We start from the raw sequence: 18,841 nt of genomic DNA on the forward strand, positions 1-18,841 counted from the left end.
TAATATCCCCGAATTACAGGAATAATTTCACGATAAATCGCATAAATGCACGAATTTGTTTTACGTGCTGCGGATCGCGATCATGGTCGCCGTTCCCGCCAGAATGCCCGCCGCCGTGCGGTTGAGGATCGTCAAGGCGCTCGGCCTTTTCAGGAGGTTACGCGCCTTGGCCGCAAGCAGGATATAAGGCAGGAGAACCGCCATCAGCACGACGAAGGTGATGGCGAGAAGTGTCGCATATTCCGAAGGGCCGATCATGCGGATATCGATCAGCGTCGGCACCAGCGCCACATAAAACAGCATGGTTTTCGGATTGCCAAGCGTGATCAGCAGGCCGGAGAGAAAGGACATCGGCATGCTGGTGCTTTTCTTGGCCTTGAGTTCCTGTGGCAGCAGGCCGGCGGTCCAAAGCTTCCAGGCGATATAGAGGAGATAGGCAGCACCCGCGAATTTCAGCACCATGAAGGCTTCCTGAAAGGTCTGCGCGACGAAGGCCAGCCCCAGGATCACACCGGTCAGGTAAATCATGTCGCCCAGCACCAGCCCGAGACCCATGAAGAAGGTTTCCCGAAAGCCTGAACCCAGAGCTCGCGCCACGATCGCCGTCATGCCGGGGCCGGGAATGGCGGCGGCGATGAAGAGGGCGGTAGCATAAGCGAAAAGGGTCGTCAGCGTCATGATAGTGTTTCCCGGAAAATCCGCCAAATCCATAGCGAAATTGCCCGGCAAAGACAATCAGTCCACTCCCTCTGTCCTGCCGCAACGGCAGAACACACGGTCTGATCGAGCGGGCTTCCCAGCGTGGCGGCCAAGCGGTGTGGCTAAACGCCGGTGGAGCCGAAACCGCCGGCGCCCCGCGCCGTCTCGGAGGTCTCCGTCACCTCGCTCACGACAACCTGGGTTACCGGCGCGATCACCATCTGCGCGATGCGCATGCCGCGTTCGATGATAAAAACGTCTTGCCCCAGATTGGCGAGAATGACCTTCACTTCGCCGCGATAATCGCTGTCCACTGTGCCGGGAGAGTTGAGGCAGGTGATGCCGTTCTTGATGGCGAGGCCGGAGCGGGGGCGGATTTGCGCCTCGTAACCCTGCGGAACCTCGAAGATGAAACCGGTCGGGACCAGCGCGCGTTCACCCGGTTGCAGGGTCAGCGTTTCACCGGCGGGCACGGCAGCGCGCAGGTCCATGCCGGCGGCGCCACGGGTTTCGTAGGACGGCAATTCGAGGTCTGCGCCATTGGCGAGACGGACGAGACGGAGAAGGGGGCTATTGTCATTTTGAACGGTCATGCGGCATTAGTTTGCCGAGATCGCGGCAAGGTCAATTGCAAATGCGGGCCTGAAACGCTAGATAGCCCGCAATTCCACAGGATTTGTCAGATGGCCGAAACACTTGCCGAGGCGGTCTCCCGCCGCCGCACCTTTGCTATTATCGCGCACCCGGACGCGGGTAAGACCACGCTTACCGAAAAACTTCTGCTGTTCGGCGGAGCGATCCAGCTTGCCGGTGAAGTGAAGGCGAAGAAGGATCGCATCCAGACCCGTTCGGACTGGATGAAGATCGAGCGCGAGCGCGGCATTTCGGTCGTCACCTCGGTCATGACCTTCGAATATAACGACCGGGTCTTCAATATTCTCGATACGCCCGGCCACGAGGACTTTGCCGATGATACCTACCGCACGCTGACGGCGGTGGATGCGGCGATCATGGTCATCGACGCCGCCAAGGGTATCGAGCCGCGCACGCTGAAGCTCTTCGAAGTCTGCCGTATGCGCGATATCCCGATCATCACCTTCATCAACAAGATGGACCGCGAAAGCCGCGATCCCTTCGAGGTTCTGGATGAGGTCGAGGAAAAGCTCGCGCTCGATACTGCGCCCATCACCTGGCCGGTCGGTCGCGCCAAAACCTTCTGCGGCGCCTATAATCTCGCCGAAAATACCTTCCGCGGCAACGATACCCAGGTTGACGGGCTGCCGGTCAACGGTCCGCAGGCGGTTGCCGATCGCCTGCCGGAAAATGAACGTCAGCTTTTTGTCGAAGAAACCGAGCTTGCGCTGGAAGCCTGCCGTCCTTTCGATCGTCAGGCCTTCCTCGAAGGCCACATGACGCCGGTGTTCTTCGGTTCGGCGCTGCGCAATTTCGGTGTGCGTGACCTCATCAATGCGCTTGGCGATTTCGCCCCGCCGCCGCGCGATCAGGTGGCGGATACGCGCACCGTACATGCGGCTGAAGAGAAAATGACGGCCTTTGTCTTCAAGATTCAGGCGAATATGGATCCGAACCATCGCGACCGTATCGCTTTCGCCCGCATCTGCTCCGGCAAGCTGGAGCGCGGCATGAAGGCGCGGCTTGCTCGCACCGGCAAGCAGATGGGGCTCACCGCGCCGCAATTCTTCTTCGCTTCGCAGCGCCAGCTGGCAGATACCGCCTTTGCGGGCGACGTGGTAGGCATCCCGAACCACGGCACGCTGCGCATCGGCGATACGCTGACCGAGGGGGAAAACCTCGTATTTCAGGGCGTGCCGAACTTCTCGCCGGAAATCCTGCGCCGCGTGCGTCTGGAAGACGCCATGAAGGCGAAGAAGCTGAAGGAAGCCCTGCAGCAGATGGCCGAAGAGGGCGTTGTGCAGCTCTTTTCGCCGGAAGACGGCTCTCCCGCCATCGTCGGCGTCGTCGGCGCGCTGCAGCTCGATGTGTTGAAGGAGCGCCTGATGGGCGAATACGGCCTGCCGGTCTCCTTCGAAATGTCGCGTTTTTCGGTCTGCCGCTGGATTTCTTCCGATCAGCCGGCGGAAATGGACAAGTTCCTCAACGTCAAACGCGGCGATATCGCTCGCGATCTGGACGGCGATCCGGTGTTTCTGGCGCAGGACGCCTTCTCGCTACGTTACGAATCCGAGCGTTTTCCGGCGATCAAGATGGTCGCGATCAAGGAATATCACGTCGCCAAGGCGGCGTGATATCAGCCGGATTGCACTTTGAATGCCAAGGGCTTAGTTTCCCCTGAAACGGGAAACTGGTCCGGCATCATGACGCTTTCAGGCAAACATATTCTCCTCATCATCTCCGGCGGCATCGCGGCCTATAAGAGCCTCGATCTCATCCGCCGCCTGAAAGAGCGTGGCGCTAAGGTGACGCCAGTGATGACGAAGGGCGCGCAGGAATTCGTCACCCCGCTTGCCGTCGGCGCGCTGTCCGCCACCCATGTCTTTACCGAGCTTTTTTCACGGCAGGATGAACAGGATGTAGGCCATATCAGGCTGGCGCGCGACTGCGATCTCGTGCTGGTGGCTCCCGCCACAGCCGATCTGATGGCGAAGATGGCGCACGGTCTGGCAGATGATCTTGCCTCCACGATTCTTCTTGCGACGGATCGCAAGGTGCTGGTGGCTCCGGCAATGAACCCGAAAATGTGGTCTGCCAAACCGACAGTACGAAATGTCGAAACGCTGAAAAAAGACGGGGTGTTTTTCATCGGACCCATGGTCGGTGAGATGGCAGAGAAGGGCGAGGCTGGTTTTGGCCGCATGGCCGAGCCATTGCAGATCGTTGAAGCCGTCGCCGCACTGCTGGATGAGGGGCGAAAGCCTCTGCAGGGTAAAACGGCCATCGTCACCTCCGGTCCCACGCACGAGCCGATTGATCCCGTGCGCTATATCGCCAACCGTTCCTCCGGCAAGCAGGGCCATGCCATTGCGGCGGCTCTGGCGGAACTGGGTGCAAAGGTCACGCTGGTTTCCGGTCCCGTCACGATTGCCGATCCGGCAGGTGTTGAAACAGTTCATGTCGAACGCGCCGAGGAGATGCGCGACGCGGTGATCTCGAGGCTGCCGGCGGATATCGCCGTCATGGTCGCCGCCGTCGCCGACTGGCGGGTGACGGGTTCATCGGAACAGAAGATCAAGAAGCAACCGGGCGATGCGCCGCCGGCGCTGCAGCTGACGGAAAATCCCGATATTCTCAAAACCGTCGGCCATCATGAAAAGCGCCCGACGCTGGTGGTGGGTTTTGCCGCTGAAACACAGGATATCGAAAAGAACGGCCGGGCGAAGCTGGAACGCAAGGGGGCGGATTATATCGTCGCCAATGATGTCTCGGCGCAAACCGGCATCATGGGCGGGGACCGCAACAGCGTGAAAATCATTTCAGCGGACGGTGTCGAGGCCTGGCCTGATCTGGACAAGACCGAAGTCGCAAAACGTCTGGCGGCACTGATCGCGGAGAAACTCGCATGAGCCTGTTCGATCGCAAGACATTTGACAGGGTGCTGGGTGAATGGCCGGGCGTACGCTTCGTCGATCAATGGGACTCGCATGTGGCAAAGGTAGGCGACAAGGTCTTTGCCGTGCTCGGCGAGCGGGAGGACTGGCGGCTGGTGGTGAAATGCTCGGAAGAGAGCTTCGAAATATTGACCTCACTCGAGGGCATCGCTCAGGCGCCCTATTTTGCGAAACGCAAATGGGTGTCGATTGCCGATCATTCACCGCTCGAACAGGAAGAACTGGAGCACTATGTGCGCCGTTCCTACGAGCTTGTCGCCGCCGGCCTGACAAAAAAGCTGCGGGGCGAACTCGGCATCGTGATCGATACCGCGCCCCGTTTATAATTTACCGTCAGTTGACCTTCTTGTCCTTGCCAATGATCTGGCGGACGCCTTCTTTGGTGAAGGGCTGCAGGAGCTGCGGCACAAACCCCTTTGCGATCTCACCCTTGATGCCGATATCGGTGGAAGAGGGCCGGTCGGGGTTGTGGTAGGACCCGAAAATGAGATCGAAGATGACGAGGTTTTCGCCGTAATTGGTGTTTCCTTCCGGAAGCTGCTTCGAATGGTGCCAGCGGTGCAGGCGCGGCGTGCTGAAGATATAATCGAGCAGCCCCGTTTTCATATCGACATTGCAATGGGTCAAAATACCGATGAAGGCGGTCACGGCGCCGAGCCACCAGAAAACCTGAAGCGGCGCACCCATGAAATAGAGCGGAATCTGGCTGAGCGCGATCTTGAACAGGGAGTCGGCCACATGAAACCGACCGGTATTGACGACCCAGAGCCGCACGACGCTGTGATGCAGGGCATGGAACCGCCAGAAGAATACCGTTTCATGCGCAATGCGGTGGGCCCAGTAGAGACCGAATTCGGCAATCGCCACCGCAAGCGCGACCTGGACAATCATTGGCAAATGGGAAGGCCACAGGTCGAACCGCATCGCCGCCAGCGGCTGCAGAACATTCGCGGCTACCATCGGGAAGATCGCCGCGGCGGCGGCAGCGAGTTGTACGAGCCCCTTCGTCAGAAGCGTGTGACCGATGCTGTTGATGGTCTCACCATCCCCCTCAAGCCATTCGACTTCATAGGGAATATAGCGCTCGAGGAGAAACAGGCTGAGAACCGCGCCCGCATAAACGGCGAGAAAGGCTGCGATCGGATGACTGCTCGTAAAAGCGAAATAGGACCCGACGAGGCCGCCGACGAACACCAGTGGCCAGGAGGTATAGGAAAGGGCTGCTTTTAGTACTTGCGCTTTTGCCATCAAAATCAAATCCTGTCCGGCGTATCCGTCTCTACCATCGGCGCACTTCCGCGCAGGCTTCCGAGCAACCCTTACCCGCACCAATCACCTGTCTTGGCTAGAGATCAGACCCTTATCGCTCCAATGCATTACACAAACATGGCACATAGCGGTGCCGAAATGCTCAGCTCACCCTGATCGCAATATAGAGAAGCGTCAGCGCAATGACCCAGAGAGCGACCCGTCCCCATTTGGTGTGGCGCGCTTCCGCCTTGCCAATGGCTTCCGCCGTCTGCGCATCAAAACGCAGGCCGTTCTCGCTCATATACATCAATTCGGAATGCAGTTTTTCCGTCTTGGCGGCAATCTCCGGTGCTGCCTCGGCAAGCTTGAGGGCGGCTTTCACGCCATCCTTCAGGTCGGTGACGACACGTTTCGGTCCGAGATTGTCCCTGATCCAGCCGCCAACGACCGGGTCGGCCGCCTTCCACATGTTGAAGCGCGGATTGAGCATGCGCGACACGCCTTCCACCACCACCATGGTCTTTTGCAGCATGACGAGTTCCGGCCGCGTCTCCATGTCGAAGAGTTCGGTCACTTCGAACAGCAGCGTCAGCAACTTGCCCATGGAGATCGTCTCGGCCGGCTGGCCGTGGATCGGTTCTCCAATGGCGCGGATCGCCTGCGCGAAACTGGCTTTGTCGTGGTGGCCCGGCACATAACCGGCCTCGAAATGCACCTCAGCCACCCGCATATAGTCGCGGGTAATGAAGCCGTAGAGGATTTCGGCAAGGAAGCGGCGTTCCTTTTTGCCAAGGCGTCCGGCAATGCCCATATCGACGGCAACGATCTCGCCCTCAGCATCCACGAAGAGATTGCCGGGATGCATGTCGGCGTGGAAGAAGCCATCGCGCAGCGTATGCCGCAGGAAGGACTGGATCAGCGTATCGGCGAGCTTGTTCAGGTCGTGGCCGGCGGCCTTCAGGCCCTCGATATCCGACATCTTGACACCGTCGATCCATTCCATGGTGACGACATCGCGACCGGTGCGCTCCCAATCCACCTCCGGAACACGGAAACCCGGATCGTCCTTGGTATTTTCGGCAAGTTCGGAAAGGGCGGCGGCCTCTAGCCGCAGATCCATCTCGATCTTGGTGGTCTGCTCCAGCGTGCGCGTCACCTCGACGGGGCGCAGGCGGCGGGCGGAGCGGACGAAACGCTGCTGCAGGTCGGCGATCAGATACATCGCCTCCAGATCGTTCTGGAAACGCTGACGCACGCCGGGACGGATGACCTTGACGGCCATCTTGCGCGGCCCTTTTGGTGTATCCACCATTGCCGGGTGCACCTGGGCAATGGAAGCCGCGGCGATCGGATCGCCGAATTCCCTGTAGAGTTCAGACACCGACCGTCCGAGCGAGCCTTCGATATTGGCCTTCGCCGCAGCCGCCGGGAAAAAGGCCATGCGGTCCTGAAGGCTTGCGAGATCGTCGGCGAAGTCGGCGCCCACCACATCCGGCCGGGTGGCGAGAAACTGACCCATCTTCACATAGGAGGGCCCGAGTCGCTCCACAGCCACCGCGAGCCGGTCGCTGCGCTGCGCCCGTTTCGCCTTGCTGCGGGCGAATGGCTTCAGCAGCGCTTTCATTAATTGGGCGGGAGCAGGCAGGTCGTCGGACGGCAGGGCCAGCACGACGCCTTCGCGCACGAGAACCCAGCCAACCCTCGCGAGGCGGAAATATGCGCCCAAAGTACTCATGCTTATGCTTGTCTCCTGCTTTTACCGGCCATGGTCTTAAAGCTTCCAGCCGGAATGCAGGGCGGCGATGCCGCCGGTGTAATTGGTGTAGGTCACGCGGGAGAAGCCGGCGGTGCGGATCATCGTCGCGAAATCTTCCTGATTGGGGAATTTGCGGATCGATTCGACCAGATATTGATAGGGCTCGGCATCACCCGTGATCATCTTGCCGAATTGCGGAATGGCGTTGAACGACCAGGCGTCATAAACACGGTCAAGCAGCGGCATATCGACTTCGGAAAATTCCAGCACCAGCAGCCGCCCGCCACGCTTCAAGACACGGTGTGCCTCTTTCAGCGCGACATCGATGCGTGGCACATTGCGAATGCCAAACGCGATCGTATAGGCGTCGAAACTGTTTGCCTCGAAGGGCAGCTCCTCGGCATTGGCCTCCACGAAGGTCAGATTGTCGGAAAGCTTCTTTTTTGCCGCGCGCTCCTCGCCGACGGCCAGCATCGAGCCGTTGATATCGAGAACGGTGGCATGCGCCAGACGGTTGGAGGCTTCGATGATACGGAAGGCGATATCGCCGGTGCCGCCCGCAACGTCCAGAATCTTGTAGGACGGGTCCTTGCGCGGCGAAAGCGAAGAGACCATCGCGTCCTTCCACAGCCGGTGCAGGCCAGCCGACATTACGTCATTCATGATGTCGTAGCGCTTGGCCACCTTATGGAAGACCTCGTTGACCAGCCCCTGCTTTTTGCCTTCGTCCACCTTGTGGAAGCCATAGGACGTTTCCATGCCGCCTTGGGCAGTGGTACGGGCGTCGGTCATCGTCTGTCTCCATATTTATTGCGTGGCGGACCATAGCGGAAACGCCATGGCAACGCTATCTGTTGCCGCATCGCCTGGGCGCGACATTTCGCGTGCACTGTATAGACCACATGGTCCTAACGATAAACTGTCGGATAAGCCAGATGCCAGAATTGCCAGAAGTCGAAACCGTCAGACGTGGCCTTGCACCTGCTATGGAAGGGGCAAGGATTCGCAGGCTGCATCTCGGCCGCCCGGATCTGCGCTTTCCTTTCCCGGAGGATTTCGCGGGGCTGATCGAGGGCAAGACGATCATATCGCTCGGACGAAGGGCGAAATATCTTCTCATCGAGCTGGAAGACGGACTGACGATCGTTTCCCATCTCGGCATGTCCGGTTCGTTTCGTATCGAGGCGGAAACGGATGAGGCTGACAAGACGCCCGGCGCGTTTCATCACGCCCGCTCGAAGGACGGCAAGCACGACCATGTCGTCTTTCATCTCGATCAAGGAGAAGAGCGCGTCTGCGTCATTTATAATGATCCGCGCCGCTTCGGCTTCATGCATCTGGTGGAGCGCAACAAGCTCGATCTTTACCCGGCCTTTGCCGAGCTTGGCCCGGAGCCGACAGGCAATGCGCTGAGCGCGGAATATCTGGCCAGCCGGTTTGAGGGCAAAAGCCAGCCCCTGAAAAGCACACTGCTGGACCAGAAGGTCATCGCCGGCCTCGGCAATATCTATGTCTGCGAGGCGCTGTGGCGCGCGCATCTTTCGCCCTTGCGGGCCGCGGGAACGCTGGTAACGAAAGGTGGCAAGCCCAAAGCACAACTCGTCGATCTGACGGAGAAAATCCGCGATGTCATCGCCGACGCCATCGCCGCCGGCGGGTCCTCATTACGAGACCATATACAGACGGACGGAACGCTCGGTTATTTCCAGCATTCCTTTTCGGTCTACGATCAGGAAGGCCAGCCTTGCCGGACACCCGGCTGCGGGGGTACGGTTGAAAGGGTGGTGCAGGCCGGTCGTTCGACCTTTTATTGCGCCGCCTGCCAGAAGTAATGCTGCCGGAGTAACGGAGAAGGGGAGACTGCCGTGGACTATGAAACGATACTGGTCGAGAAACGCGATGAGGTGGGTGTCATCACCCTCAACCGCCCCAAGGCGCTCAACGCTCTCAATTCGGTGCTTCTGAAAGAGCTGCGGCACATTCTGTCTTCGTTTTCCGCCGATGATTCCATCGGTGCGATCATTATTACCGGTTCGGAAAAGGCATTTGCTGCTGGCGCCGACATCAAGGAAATGCAGGGGCTGGATTTCGTCGATGCCTATGTCGGCGATTTTCTCGGCGGCTGGGACGAGGTTGCGGCCACCCGCAAGCCTGTTATCGCCGCCGTTTCCGGTTTTGCGCTCGGCGGCGGCTGCGAACTGGCGATGATGTGCGATTTTATCATCGCTTCTGATACGGCGAAGTTCGGCCAGCCGGAAATCACCCTCGGCGTCATCCCCGGCATGGGCGGCTCGCAGCGGCTGACACGGGCAGTCGGCAAGGCAAAGGCCATGGACCTGGTTCTGACCGGCCGCATGATGGATGCAGCGGAAGCCGAGCGCGCCGGTCTCGTGTCGCGTGTTGTGCCGGCTGCAAATCTGATGGACGAGGCGGTGGAGGCCGCAACCCGCATAGCTTCCCTGTCGCGTGCCTCCGTGCTCATGGCCAAGGAAAGCGTCAATCGTTCCTTCGAGGTGCCGCTTTCAGAAGGTCTGAGATTTGAAAGACGCTCGTTCCAGTCGCTCTTTGCCACGGCGGACCAGAAGGAGGGCATGGCCGCCTTCGTGGAAAAGCGCAAACCCGCTTTCCGGAATCGCTAAGGATTCGGAATATCGGCGCTTTTAAGCGTTTTGCGCGTTGACGGGCGTAAGCTTTAGCGGTATATGCCCGCCCACGGTTAAGGAAAGCCATCCGGCTTGTCCGAAATTACTCCCGCATTCTTGGGTTACGTGAGGTCTTCTAACGACCCGATCCTATGGTTGCGGAATTTGGTTTGAATTCGAAGAGAGGCATACATGGCCAATACAACTTCGGCGAAAAAGGCGACCCGCAAGATCGCTCGCCGTACCGCAGTCAACAAGGCTCGCCGTTCGCGCGTTCGCGGCTTCATCCGCAAGGTCGAGGAAGCCATCGCTTCCGGTGATCTGGCAGTCGCCACCGAAGCTCTGAAGGCAGCTCAGCCCGAGATCCAGCGCGCCGCCACCCGGGGCGTTCTGCACGGCAACACCGCATCCCGCAAGGTGTCGCGTCTCGCACAGCGCGTTAAGGCTCTTTCCGCCTAATCCGGCTAATCACAAATAATTATTCAAAAAGCCTGGTCTTTTGACCGGGCTTTTTGTGATTCTAACTGCCCGTTAACCATTGCTGCCGTAACGTGACAAACGCATGTCAGATGGACGACAGGAAATTTGCAGTAAAAACAATAACTTGCTGGAGGTCTCTGGAAAACTCAGGGGCTTTCTCTACGGAAGTCGCAGCTAGTTTTGAGTCAAGAAGATTTTTATTTTTTTGCCAAAATCCGCTCTTAAAAATTGCCAAAATTGAATCTCATTGATTCATAAGCGATTCTGCTTCGCACCCTGTCGGTGATGCAAAACGGCCTTTGCGAGTCAATGGCCGATCTGAGTTTTTGCAGAAAAAACGCCATTGATCTCTCCCCACGATCCTGCCTAAATGCATTTCAACAAGGGGTGCGGATCTCAGTCCACAGATTATCTCGATGATCGTATCGACGATATTCACCTTCTTGCTGACGGGTCTTTCGAGGTCCGTTTTTTCAGGTCATGGAGCTTTTTGTGCCGTTTCGGTCTCCGGAACGGGCGGGGGTTTTTTGTCCTCAAGAATGCGCCTTAAGGTTGTAGTGAAAGGAGCGTTTTTAGCGTGTCGCAGGCCTCTCCATGAGGGGGAGGGAAATGGGATAACCGGCTCGCAAACAAGTAGTCGCCTTTGGCGTTCTTTCGAGGGGAACGCTTGGGGGCAGAAATAAACGAGGGGGATCCCTGACGGTCGATCTTTGATCGTCAGGCTATGATTGGCAATTTGAAAGGCGGCAATATGCAATTGAATTTGGCGATGGGTGCGGTGGCTGATGGGGACCGCGCACCAAAGACGCGTGATGCAGCTTGCTCAGATGCGGCAGGGGACAAATCGGCTATGACGCACGATGCGCTGTTTGAACGTTTTAGCGCGCGGCTCAAGGCACAGGTTGGTCCGGAGGTCTATGCAAGCTGGTTCGCACGGCTCAAACTCCATACCGTTTCGAAAAGCGTCGTCCGTTTTACCGTTCCGACGACCTTTCTGAAGTCCTGGATCAACAACCGTTACATGGACCTGATCACCAACCTCGTCCAGAGCGAGGATCCGGATGTGCTGAAGGTGGAGATTCTGGTCCGCTCGGCCAGCCGCCCGATCCGTCCGGCTCAGACCGAGGAGAGGGTGCAGCCCGTTGCGGAGGTTGGTGCGGCTCCGCGGAACAAGTCCTTTATACCGTCGCAGCCCGCCACGCCTGCCGCGCAGCCCGCGGCTTCGCAGGCGACCCTGCGTCAGGGCGGTTCCGGGCCGTTGTTCGGCTCGCCGCTCGACACACGTTTCACTTTCGATACCTTTGTTGAAGGCTCATCTAACCGCGTCGCGCTTGCGGCGGCAAAGACGATCGCCGAAGCCGGTGCCGGCGCCGTGCGCTTCAACCCGCTGTTCATCCATGCGGGTGTTGGTCTCGGCAAGACGCATCTTCTGCAGGCAATCGCCAATGCCGCCATCGACAGCCCGCGCAATCCACGCGTGGTCTATCTGACAGCTGAATATTTCATGTGGCGTTTTGCGACCGCAATCCGCGACAACGATGCCCTGACGCTGAAGGACACGCTACGCAATATCGACCTGCTCGTCATCGACGACATGCAGTTCCTGCAGGGCAAGATGATCCAGCATGAATTCTGCCACCTGCTGAACATGCTGCTCGACAGCGCCAAGCAGGTCGTGGTCGCTGCTGACCGTGCGCCATGGGAGCTGGAATCGCTCGATCCGCGCGTCCGTTCCCGTCTTCAGGGCGGCATGGCGATCGAGATCGAAGGTCCCGATTACGACATGCGCTACGAAATGCTCAACCGCCGCCTCGGCTCGGCGCGCCAGGACGATCCGTCTTTCGAGATTTCGGACGAAATCCTGACCCACGTTGCCAAAAGCGTGACGGCGAGCGGACGCGAACTGGAAGGTGCCTTTAACCAGCTGATGTTCCGTCGCTCTTTTGAGCCGAACCTCTCGGTTGACCGTGTCGATGAACTGCTGTCACATCTCGTCGGGACGGGTGAGGCCAAGCGCGTGCGCATCGAGGATATTCAGCGCATCGTTGCCAAGCACTATAATGTGTCGCGGCAGGAACTGGTGTCCAACCGTCGCACCCGCGTCATCGTCAAGCCGCGCCAGATCGCCATGTATCTGGCCAAGATGCTGACGCCGCGCTCTTTCCCCGAGATTGGTCGCCGTTTCGGCGGTCGCGATCACACCACGGTTCTGCATGCCGTGCGCAAGATCGAGGAACTGATTTCCGGTGACACCAAGCTTGGCCATGAGGTTGAGCTGCTGAAGCGCCTGATCAACGAAAACAACGCATAAAAAGAAGCGGCCTTCGGGCCGCTTCAGTCCGTTGGCAAGCCCCTCTCATATTCGACGCCATCCTCGGGACTGTCCCGAGGATCCGATCACGTATGGTAAAATCAATAGGTTGCAGATGCTCGGGATTGGCCAGAGCATGATGAAGGCAAGTTTTCAGACTTCGTCATCACCCTCAAGCGGCTTTCGGGCCGCTTTTTTATTGGTGTTTCGAGGCGTGTCGATGCTGTGGATCAGCAGGCGAGGTCCGCCACCACGGCATCCAGAATAAGCATGCCTGAAGGGGTGCAGCGCAGGCGGGAATTGCCGAGCCTTTCCACGAAACCATGCTGCAGAAGGAACTCTTCCTTTTCCGGGTCGAGATCGCGGCCGGAAAGGTCGCTCCAGCGCGCAAGATCGATGCCCTCGCGCAGGCGAAGGCCCATCAGCAGCAATTCGTCGGCCTGTTCGTCGACGCCGAGCAGTTCCTGATCCACCATGCCGTGGCCTTCCCGCTCAACGGTTTCGAGCCAGTTTTCCGGGTGGCGTTCGGTGGCGGTGGCGAGCTTGGAAGCGCCTCTCGTCAGGCGTCCATGCGCGCCGGGGCCAATGCCGGCGTAGTCACCATAACGCCAATAGGTAAGGTTGTGGCGGCTTTCGGCGCCGGGCCGGGCGTGGTTGGAAACCTCATAGGCCGGCATGCCGTAACGCTCGGTGATTTCCTGGGTTGCCTCATAAAGCACGGCCGAATGCTCGCCATCCGGCACGATGAGCTTGCCGGCCTTGTGCAGGCCGTAGAAAGGCGTGCCTTCCTCGATGGTCAGCTGGTAGAGCGACAGATGGTCGACGGCATAGGAGACAGCCTCCTTTAGCTCCGCGTCCCATTCGGCGACGGTCTGGTTCGGGCGGGCATAAATGAGATCGAAGGACATACGCGGAAAAATCTCCCGCGCCAGCCGAATGGCTTTCAAGGCATCGGCAACATCATGCAGGCGGCCGAGGAACTTCAGGTCGCGGTCGTTGAGCGCCTGCACGCCGAGTGAGACACGATTGACGCCCGCCGCGCGATAACCGCGAAAACGTTCCGCCTCGACGCTGGAAGGATTGGCCTCCATGGTGATCTCGATACCGTCAGGCACATGCCAGAAGCGCGCGACGCCATCGAGAAGTGCGCCGACCGTCTGCGGGTCCATCAGTGATGGCGTGCCGCCGCCCATGAAGATGCTGGTCACAACGCGCGGGCCGCTCAGCGTCCGCATATGTTCCATTTCACGGAGAAAGGCAGCCGTAAACCGTTCCTGATCCACCGGCCGGTGGCGGACATGGCTGTTGAAATCGCAATAGGGACATTTGGCCGCGCAGAAGGGCCAATGCAGATAGATCCCGAAACCGGGATCGCCCGTATCCGGCAGAAGCGATGCGCCGGGGGCAGAAAGTTGATGCTCCCCGACCATCGGGTTCATGCCTCCAGGCAGGTTTCTACGAATTTCTTGAAGGCACGGGCACGGTGCGACAGCGCAAAGGCATCGCCGTGTTTCCAGCCGTGTTTTTCATCCGAGCTCATCTCGCCGAATGTAGTGTCATAACCTTCGGGCTTAAAGATGGGATCATAACCGAAGCCGCTCGTTCCACGCGGTGGCCAAACGACAGCGCCTTCCACCTCGCCACGGAAATATTCGACATGCCCGTCCGGCCAGGCAAGGCACAGCACACTGACAAAGCGGCCGGTGCGATCTTCCAGCTTCGATGCACCACGCTCGGCAAGCGCATCCTCGACCTTCTGCATCGCCATGGCGAAGTCGCGCGTGCCGTCGGCCGTCTCCGCCCAATTGGCGGTATAGACGCCAGGCGCACCGTCAAGCGCGTCGATGACCAGACCGGAATCGTCGGACAAAGCCGGAAGACCGGATGCCTTTGCGGAGGCAAGCGCCTTGATGGCGGCATTTTCCTCGAAGGTGGTGCCCGTCTCGTCCGGCTCCGAGAAATTCAGCTCCGCCGCCGATTTGGCGGAAAAGCCGAAAGGCCCGATCAGATCGGCGATTTCGGCGATCTTGCCCTTGTTATGGCTGGCGACGACGATCGTTCTGGTATCGAGCTTGCGCATCACGTTTTCCTGTCGGCTCAGGCGATGGCCTGTTTCTGAAGGGTGACCAGTTCGCTGCATCCGGCCTTGGCAAGACCGAGCAACGTCAGGAATTCTTCCTCGGAGAAGGGCGCGCCTTCCGCCGTTCCCTGAACCTCGACGATGCCGCCGGAACCGGTGATGACGAAATTTGCATCGGTCTCGGCGGAGGAATCCTCGAGATAATCGAGATCGATCACCGGCTGGTTGGCGAAGATACCGCAGGAGATCGCCGCGATATGGTCCTTCAGAACCTTCTCGACCTTGATCATGTTGCGGGTTTCCATCCACTTCAGGCAATCATGGAGCGCAATCCATGCGCCGGTGATGGAAGCGGTGCGGGTGCCGCCATCGGCCTGGATGACGTCGCAGTCAATGCTGATCTGTCGTTCGCCGAGTGCCTGCAGATCGACGACGGCGCGCAGCGAGCGGCCGATGAGGCGCTGAATTTCCTGCGTGCGGCCGCCCTGCTTGCCGGAGGCGGCCTCGCGCTTCATGCGCTCATGGGTGGAGCGCGGCAGCATGCCGTATTCGGCGGTGACCCAGCCCTTGCCGCTGTTGCGCAGCCATGGCGGCGTCTTTTCTTCCAGACTTGCGGTGACGAGCACATGCGTGTCGCCGAATTTTACCAGACAGGAACCTTCGGCATGTTTCGAGAAATTGCGCTCGAAGGAAACCTTGCGCATCTGGTCGGTTTTTCTGCCTGAAGGCCGCATATGATCCACTCTCCATGTTGGTCCCTGCCTTCTAAGGCGCGCTCCGGGCTTTTGCAAAGCCAATTTCCATTTTGCCGCGGCGTTGCAACGCATTATATTGATGCGAGCTGGTTTGAACGACAAAGAACGGACGAAATGGGTTTTTCCGCACCGCTATCAAAAGATCAGGCATCATTGCTGGATGAACGGTCTCGGGAAATTTTCCGGCGCATCGTTGAAGGCTATCTCGATACGGGTGAGCCGCTCGGATCCCGCAGCCTGTCGCGGCTGTTGCCGATGTCGCTTTCGCCCGCCTCCGTCCGCAATGTCATGAGCGATCTTGAGGAACTCGGCCTCATCTATTCGCCGCATATCAGCGCCGGGCGCCTGCCCACCCAGACGGGGCTGCGCTTTTTCGTCGACGCCTTCATGCAGGTGGGTGATCTGCCCGCGGAAGAAAGGGCGAATATCGACCGTCAGATCGGGCCGGTCGCCGGCCACGAGCAGTCGTTGGAAGGGTTGTTGACCGAGGCAAGCCGCATGCTGTCAGGCATGTCGCGCGGCGCCGGCCTGGTGCTGACCGCCAAGAATGATGTCATCCTCAAACATGTGGAATTCATAAGGCTGGAGCCCACCAAGGCGCTCGCCGTGCTGGTCGGCGATCACAATCAGGTCGAAAACCGCATCATTGAATTGCCCGCCGGCATTTCGTCATCGCAATTGATCGAGGCGGCGAATTTCATCAATGCCCATCTGTCCGGCCAGACGCTGCAGGAATTGCGGACACAGTTCCAGAAGCAGCAGGCGGAACTGCAATCGGAACTCGGCACGCTGGCGCAGGATCTCATCGAGCGCGGTCTGGCCGTCTGGGCGGGTGATAACGAGGAGGGCAAGCTTGGCCGCCTCATCGTTCGCGGACGCTCCAACCTGCTGGAGGGTCTCGCCGGTGAAGAAGATATCGATCGGGTGCGCCTGCTGTTCGATGATCTGGAGCGCAAGGAAAACCTCATCGAAATTCTCAACCTCGCGGAAAGCGGCTCCGGGGTCAGGATTTTCATCGGCTCTGAAAACAAGCTGTTTTCGCTCTCCGGTTCTTCTCTGATCGTCGCGCCCTATCGCGATGAGGACAACCGCGTGGTGGGTGCGGTCGGCGTTATCGGCCCCACCAGGCTGAATTATGCCCGTATCGTGCCAATGGTGGATTATACCGCGCAGATCATGGCGCGCCTTTCCCGCAAGCAAAGATAGGGCAAGCCCGCAAAGGTCAGAGAATGCGGCAAGCTTTTCGCCGCAAGCCTTGATTTTTGCCCGTCAAAGCTCGATATCGGGCGCAACCAACAATATTCAAATCTGGAGAACGTCATGACCGACGATACAAAAAAGCCCGGACCTGACGCGGACGTCGCGGAAGATTTTGTCGATCTTGCCCAGGCAGGTGAAGAACAGGCCGAAACGGCAGAACCCGATCCGGTCGAGCTGCTCAAGGCTGAGAACGCCGATCTGCGCGATAAATTCCTGCGACTTGCGGCCGAGATGGACAATCTTCGCCGTCGCACCGAACGCGATGTCAAGGATGCCAAGGCCTATTCCCTGGCCGGTTTTGCACGCGATATGCTCGCCGTTTCCGATAATCTTCGCCGTGCGCTCGAAGCCATTCCCGATGAGCTCAAGACCAATGGTGAAGCCGGTCTCAACGGCCTCATCGAAGGCGTCGAGATGACGGAACGTTCGATGCTGTCGACGCTGGAACGCCACGGCGTGAAGAAGATCGATGCCGAGGGCCAGAAGTTCGACCCGAATTTCCATCAGGCCATGTTCGAAATTCCGAATACGGCGGTTCCGAACAATACGGTGCTGCAGGTGGTCCAGGCTGGTTTCACCATCGGCGATCGCGTGCTGCGCCCCGCCATGGTCGGTGTCGCCAAGGGTGGCCCGAAGGTGGAGACAGCCGCCTCTGCCGAGCCGGGCACCTCGTCTCTCAATGAAAAAGACGCGTAAGGCATCTGTCTTTACGTCATAAAAAACGCGCCTTCAGGGCGCGTTTTTTATTGCCGTTAAACTGAGGGGGCGGGTTGCGATCAAGCCGCCGTCGCCTGTTCCTGATTGAGGAAGGCGTAGATTGCTGTGTCGGAATCGGTCGCACGCAGCTTGGCCACCAGCTCAGGGTCGCGCAGGGCGCGTGCAATTCTGGATAAAGCCTTCAGATGATCCGCGCCGGCGCCCTCCGGCGCAAGCAGCAGGAAAACCAGATCGACCGGCTGGTCGTCCAGCGCTTCGAAATCGACCGGCGTTTCAAGGCGTGCGAAAACGCCGGTGATCTGGTGAATACTGTTGAGCTTGCCATGCGGAATGGCAATGCCGTGGCCCACACCGGTGGAGCCGAGCTTCTCGCGCTGGAGGATGACGTCGAAAACTTCCCGTTCCGAGACTCCGGTAATTCTGGCTGCCTTTGCAGCCAGCTCCTGAAGCAATTGCTTTTTGGAATTCACCTTGAGGGCGGGAATAATCGCATCTTGTTGCAGCAAATCTGCCAACGCCATTCTCTTTTTCCTTCATGCCATCGAGACGATGCAGGAGGCAGATGCATTTTCGCGCTCTGCCTCCCACGTCTTGTCAGACTGTTCAGCTCTTGATCGTTTCCGCGTCGATCCAGCCAATATTGCCGTCATGACGCCGATAAACGATGTTGAGATATTCTTTGCCGGGGCTGCGGAAGAGCAGAACCGGTTCGTCGGTCATGTCGAGCGCCATCACGGCGCTGGCGACTGACATGGTCTTAATCTGTTTCGAACTCTCCGCCACAATGGTGGGTGCGTAATCTTCAGGAACCTCGTGGTCCTCATCGGGAACAGCATCCATCACCGTATAGGCGATTTCCTGCGACACGCCATTCAAACCACTGTGGTGGTCCTTCAGCTTGCGCTTGTAGCGACGCAGGCGCTTCTCGATCCGCTCGGCGGCGGCGTCGAAGCTGGCTTGCGGATCATTTGCCTGACCCGCCGCATGCAATACAACGCCCGTATCGAGATGCAGCTTGCAGTCGGCGGCAAAACGCGATCCGGACTTCTCCACGGTCACTTGGCCTGAATACCCCCCATCGAAGTATTTGGTAACTGCCAGACCTATATTGTCCTCGATCCGCTGACGGAAAGATTCACCGATCTCCATATGTTTACCAGATACACGCACACTCATGGAAATTTTCCTTTTTGTAGTGATTTGCGAGTACCAGCTTACGTCAAGCCGCGCGCGCATCCAAGCGTTTCGAAGACCTTAAAAAGCCTCCATTTGAATTTTACGCCCATGGACGGTGGAGATGAAT

Annotated in this window: 19 protein-coding genes; 9 read left to right on the forward strand and 10 right to left on the reverse strand. The window is 58.7% G+C overall.

The features are described 5' to 3' along the window. Positions 1-60: 60 nt before the first annotated feature. Both V6S97_RS09980 and dut read right to left on the reverse strand, forming a co-directional pair. On the reverse strand, positions 61-678 hold the full coding sequence (locus V6S97_RS09980; RefSeq protein WP_035212607.1) for a LysE family translocator: 618 nt from the start codon (positions 676-678) through the stop codon (positions 61-63). Between the two features lie 143 nt (positions 679-821). Next, positions 822-1,292: a dUTP diphosphatase gene (gene dut, locus V6S97_RS09985; RefSeq protein ID WP_060722818.1), complete on the reverse strand. Its 471-nt coding sequence runs from the start codon at positions 1,290-1,292 to the stop codon at positions 822-824. Between the two features lie 90 nt (positions 1,293-1,382). On the opposite strand from dut, the gene V6S97_RS09990 reads away from it, so the two are divergent. The 3 genes from V6S97_RS09990 (at position 1,383) to V6S97_RS10000 (ending at position 4,612) form a co-directional block, all read left to right on the forward strand. Further along, positions 1,383-2,966, forward strand: a complete 1,584-nt coding sequence (locus tag V6S97_RS09990) for a peptide chain release factor 3 (protein ID WP_087743270.1) — start codon at positions 1,383-1,385, stop codon at positions 2,964-2,966. 69 nt (positions 2,967-3,035) lie between these two features. Continuing rightward, a complete protein-coding gene (coaBC, locus tag V6S97_RS09995; RefSeq protein WP_334426736.1) occupies positions 3,036-4,241 on the forward strand; it encodes a bifunctional phosphopantothenoylcysteine decarboxylase/phosphopantothenate--cysteine ligase CoaBC in 1,206 nt (401 codons plus the stop codon). Continuing rightward, complete coding sequence (locus V6S97_RS10000; RefSeq protein ID WP_003503813.1) at positions 4,238-4,612, forward strand: MmcQ/YjbR family DNA-binding protein; 375 nt, start codon at positions 4,238-4,240, stop codon at positions 4,610-4,612. The genes coaBC and V6S97_RS10000 overlap by 4 nt, the downstream gene beginning before the upstream one ends. A 7-nt stretch (positions 4,613-4,619) precedes the next feature. On the opposite strand, the gene V6S97_RS10005 is transcribed toward V6S97_RS10000, so the two are convergent. The 3 genes from V6S97_RS10005 to ubiE form a co-directional block, all read right to left on the reverse strand. Further along, on the reverse strand, positions 4,620-5,534 hold the full coding sequence (locus V6S97_RS10005) for a sterol desaturase family protein (RefSeq protein WP_080865759.1): 915 nt from the start codon (positions 5,532-5,534) through the stop codon (positions 4,620-4,622). Positions 5,535-5,697: 163 nt separating this feature from the next. Further along, the gene (gene ubiB, locus V6S97_RS10010) at positions 5,698-7,272 is read right to left on the reverse strand and encodes a 2-polyprenylphenol 6-hydroxylase (RefSeq protein WP_113076087.1); all 1,575 of its coding nucleotides are present in this window, start codon (positions 7,270-7,272) and stop codon (positions 5,698-5,700) included. A gap of 36 nt (positions 7,273-7,308) precedes the next feature. After that, a complete protein-coding gene (ubiE, locus tag V6S97_RS10015) occupies positions 7,309-8,085 on the reverse strand; it encodes a bifunctional demethylmenaquinone methyltransferase/2-methoxy-6-polyprenyl-1,4-benzoquinol methylase UbiE (protein WP_003503808.1) in 777 nt (258 codons plus the stop codon). A gap of 143 nt (positions 8,086-8,228) precedes the next feature. Between ubiE and mutM the strand changes: the two genes are divergently transcribed. From mutM to dnaA, 4 genes are all read left to right on the forward strand, one after another. Beyond that, positions 8,229-9,125, forward strand: a complete 897-nt coding sequence (mutM, locus tag V6S97_RS10020) for a bifunctional DNA-formamidopyrimidine glycosylase/DNA-(apurinic or apyrimidinic site) lyase (protein WP_003503806.1) — start codon at positions 8,229-8,231, stop codon at positions 9,123-9,125. Between the two features lie 33 nt (positions 9,126-9,158). Beyond that, the gene (locus tag V6S97_RS10025) at positions 9,159-9,932 is read left to right on the forward strand and encodes an enoyl-CoA hydratase (protein ID WP_003503804.1); all 774 of its coding nucleotides are present in this window, start codon (positions 9,159-9,161) and stop codon (positions 9,930-9,932) included. Between the two features lie 195 nt (positions 9,933-10,127). After that, a complete protein-coding gene (gene rpsT, locus V6S97_RS10030; protein ID WP_003493474.1) occupies positions 10,128-10,394 on the forward strand; it encodes a 30S ribosomal protein S20 in 267 nt (88 codons plus the stop codon). Positions 10,395-11,265: 871 nt separating this feature from the next. Beyond that, entirely contained in the window at positions 11,266-12,726 is a 1,461-nt protein-coding gene (gene dnaA, locus V6S97_RS10035; RefSeq protein ID WP_003503801.1) for a chromosomal replication initiator protein DnaA, read from the forward strand. A 230-nt stretch (positions 12,727-12,956) separates the two neighbouring features. Here dnaA and hemW read toward each other — a convergent pair whose 3' ends face one another. The 3 genes from hemW to rph are packed head-to-tail and all read right to left on the reverse strand — an operon-like array spanning position 12,957 to position 15,540. After that, complete coding sequence (gene hemW, locus V6S97_RS10040; protein WP_060727139.1) at positions 12,957-14,156, reverse strand: radical SAM family heme chaperone HemW; 1,200 nt, start codon at positions 14,154-14,156, stop codon at positions 12,957-12,959. Between the two features lie 5 nt (positions 14,157-14,161). Then, positions 14,162-14,806 (reverse strand): RdgB/HAM1 family non-canonical purine NTP pyrophosphatase, encoded by a 645-nt coding sequence (gene rdgB, locus V6S97_RS10045; protein ID WP_003503799.1) that lies wholly within the window; start codon positions 14,804-14,806, stop codon positions 14,162-14,164. A gap of 17 nt (positions 14,807-14,823) precedes the next feature. After that, positions 14,824-15,540, reverse strand: coding sequence for a ribonuclease PH (gene rph, locus V6S97_RS10050; RefSeq protein WP_060722824.1), 717 nt, complete (start codon positions 15,538-15,540; stop codon positions 14,824-14,826). Positions 15,541-15,675: 135 nt separating this feature from the next. Between rph and hrcA the strand changes: the two genes are divergently transcribed. After that, positions 15,676-16,767: a heat-inducible transcriptional repressor HrcA gene (gene hrcA, locus V6S97_RS10055; RefSeq protein WP_003503796.1), complete on the forward strand. Its 1,092-nt coding sequence runs from the start codon at positions 15,676-15,678 to the stop codon at positions 16,765-16,767. Positions 16,768-16,881: 114 nt separating this feature from the next. Next, complete coding sequence (gene grpE / locus V6S97_RS10060) at positions 16,882-17,517, forward strand: nucleotide exchange factor GrpE (RefSeq protein WP_003503794.1); 636 nt, start codon at positions 16,882-16,884, stop codon at positions 17,515-17,517. Positions 17,518-17,597: 80 nt separating this feature from the next. Here grpE and ptsN read toward each other — a convergent pair whose 3' ends face one another. Together ptsN and hpf are read right to left on the reverse strand one after the other, a co-directional pair. Next, a complete protein-coding gene (ptsN, locus tag V6S97_RS10065) occupies positions 17,598-18,059 on the reverse strand; it encodes a PTS IIA-like nitrogen regulatory protein PtsN (RefSeq protein ID WP_003503792.1) in 462 nt (153 codons plus the stop codon). Positions 18,060-18,141: 82 nt separating this feature from the next. After that, positions 18,142-18,714: a ribosome hibernation-promoting factor, HPF/YfiA family gene (hpf, locus tag V6S97_RS10070; RefSeq protein ID WP_003503790.1), complete on the reverse strand. Its 573-nt coding sequence runs from the start codon at positions 18,712-18,714 to the stop codon at positions 18,142-18,144. Positions 18,715-18,841: the final 127 nt, after the last annotated feature.

Origin of the sequence: Agrobacterium sp. CCNWLW155 (assembly GCF_036888815.1) — a bacterium.
Taxonomy (GTDB): domain Bacteria; phylum Pseudomonadota; class Alphaproteobacteria; order Rhizobiales; family Rhizobiaceae; genus Agrobacterium; species Agrobacterium radiobacter.

Coding starts and splice junctions, on each gene's coding strand:
- V6S97_RS09980 (WP_035212607.1), bottom strand. CDS start 678: ATGACGCTGACGACCCTTTTCGCTTATGCTACCGCCCTCTTCATCGCC.
- dut (WP_060722818.1), bottom strand. CDS start 1,292: ATGACCGTTCAAAATGACAATAGCCCCCTTCTCCGTCTCGTCCGTCTC.
- V6S97_RS09990 (WP_087743270.1), top strand. CDS start 1,383: ATGGCCGAAACACTTGCCGAGGCGGTCTCCCGCCGCCGCACCTTTGCT.
- coaBC (WP_334426736.1), top strand. CDS start 3,036: ATGACGCTTTCAGGCAAACATATTCTCCTCATCATCTCCGGCGGCATC.
- V6S97_RS10000 (WP_003503813.1), top strand. CDS start 4,238: ATGAGCCTGTTCGATCGCAAGACATTTGACAGGGTGCTGGGTGAATGG.
- V6S97_RS10005 (WP_080865759.1), bottom strand. CDS start 5,534: ATGGCAAAAGCGCAAGTACTAAAAGCAGCCCTTTCCTATACCTCCTGG.
- ubiB (WP_113076087.1), bottom strand. CDS start 7,272: ATGAGTACTTTGGGCGCATATTTCCGCCTCGCGAGGGTTGGCTGGGTT.
- ubiE (WP_003503808.1), bottom strand. CDS start 8,085: ATGACCGACGCCCGTACCACTGCCCAAGGCGGCATGGAAACGTCCTAT.
- mutM (WP_003503806.1), top strand. CDS start 8,229: ATGCCAGAATTGCCAGAAGTCGAAACCGTCAGACGTGGCCTTGCACCT.
- rpsT (WP_003493474.1), top strand. CDS start 10,128: ATGGCCAATACAACTTCGGCGAAAAAGGCGACCCGCAAGATCGCTCGC.
- dnaA (WP_003503801.1), top strand. CDS start 11,266: ATGACGCACGATGCGCTGTTTGAACGTTTTAGCGCGCGGCTCAAGGCA.
- hemW (WP_060727139.1), bottom strand. CDS start 14,156: ATGGTCGGGGAGCATCAACTTTCTGCCCCCGGCGCATCGCTTCTGCCG.
- rdgB (WP_003503799.1), bottom strand. CDS start 14,806: ATGCGCAAGCTCGATACCAGAACGATCGTCGTCGCCAGCCATAACAAG.
- rph (WP_060722824.1), bottom strand. CDS start 15,540: ATGCGGCCTTCAGGCAGAAAAACCGACCAGATGCGCAAGGTTTCCTTC.
- hrcA (WP_003503796.1), top strand. CDS start 15,676: ATGGGTTTTTCCGCACCGCTATCAAAAGATCAGGCATCATTGCTGGAT.
- grpE (WP_003503794.1), top strand. CDS start 16,882: ATGACCGACGATACAAAAAAGCCCGGACCTGACGCGGACGTCGCGGAA.
- ptsN (WP_003503792.1), bottom strand. CDS start 18,059: ATGGCGTTGGCAGATTTGCTGCAACAAGATGCGATTATTCCCGCCCTC.
- hpf (WP_003503790.1), bottom strand. CDS start 18,714: ATGAGTGTGCGTGTATCTGGTAAACATATGGAGATCGGTGAATCTTTC.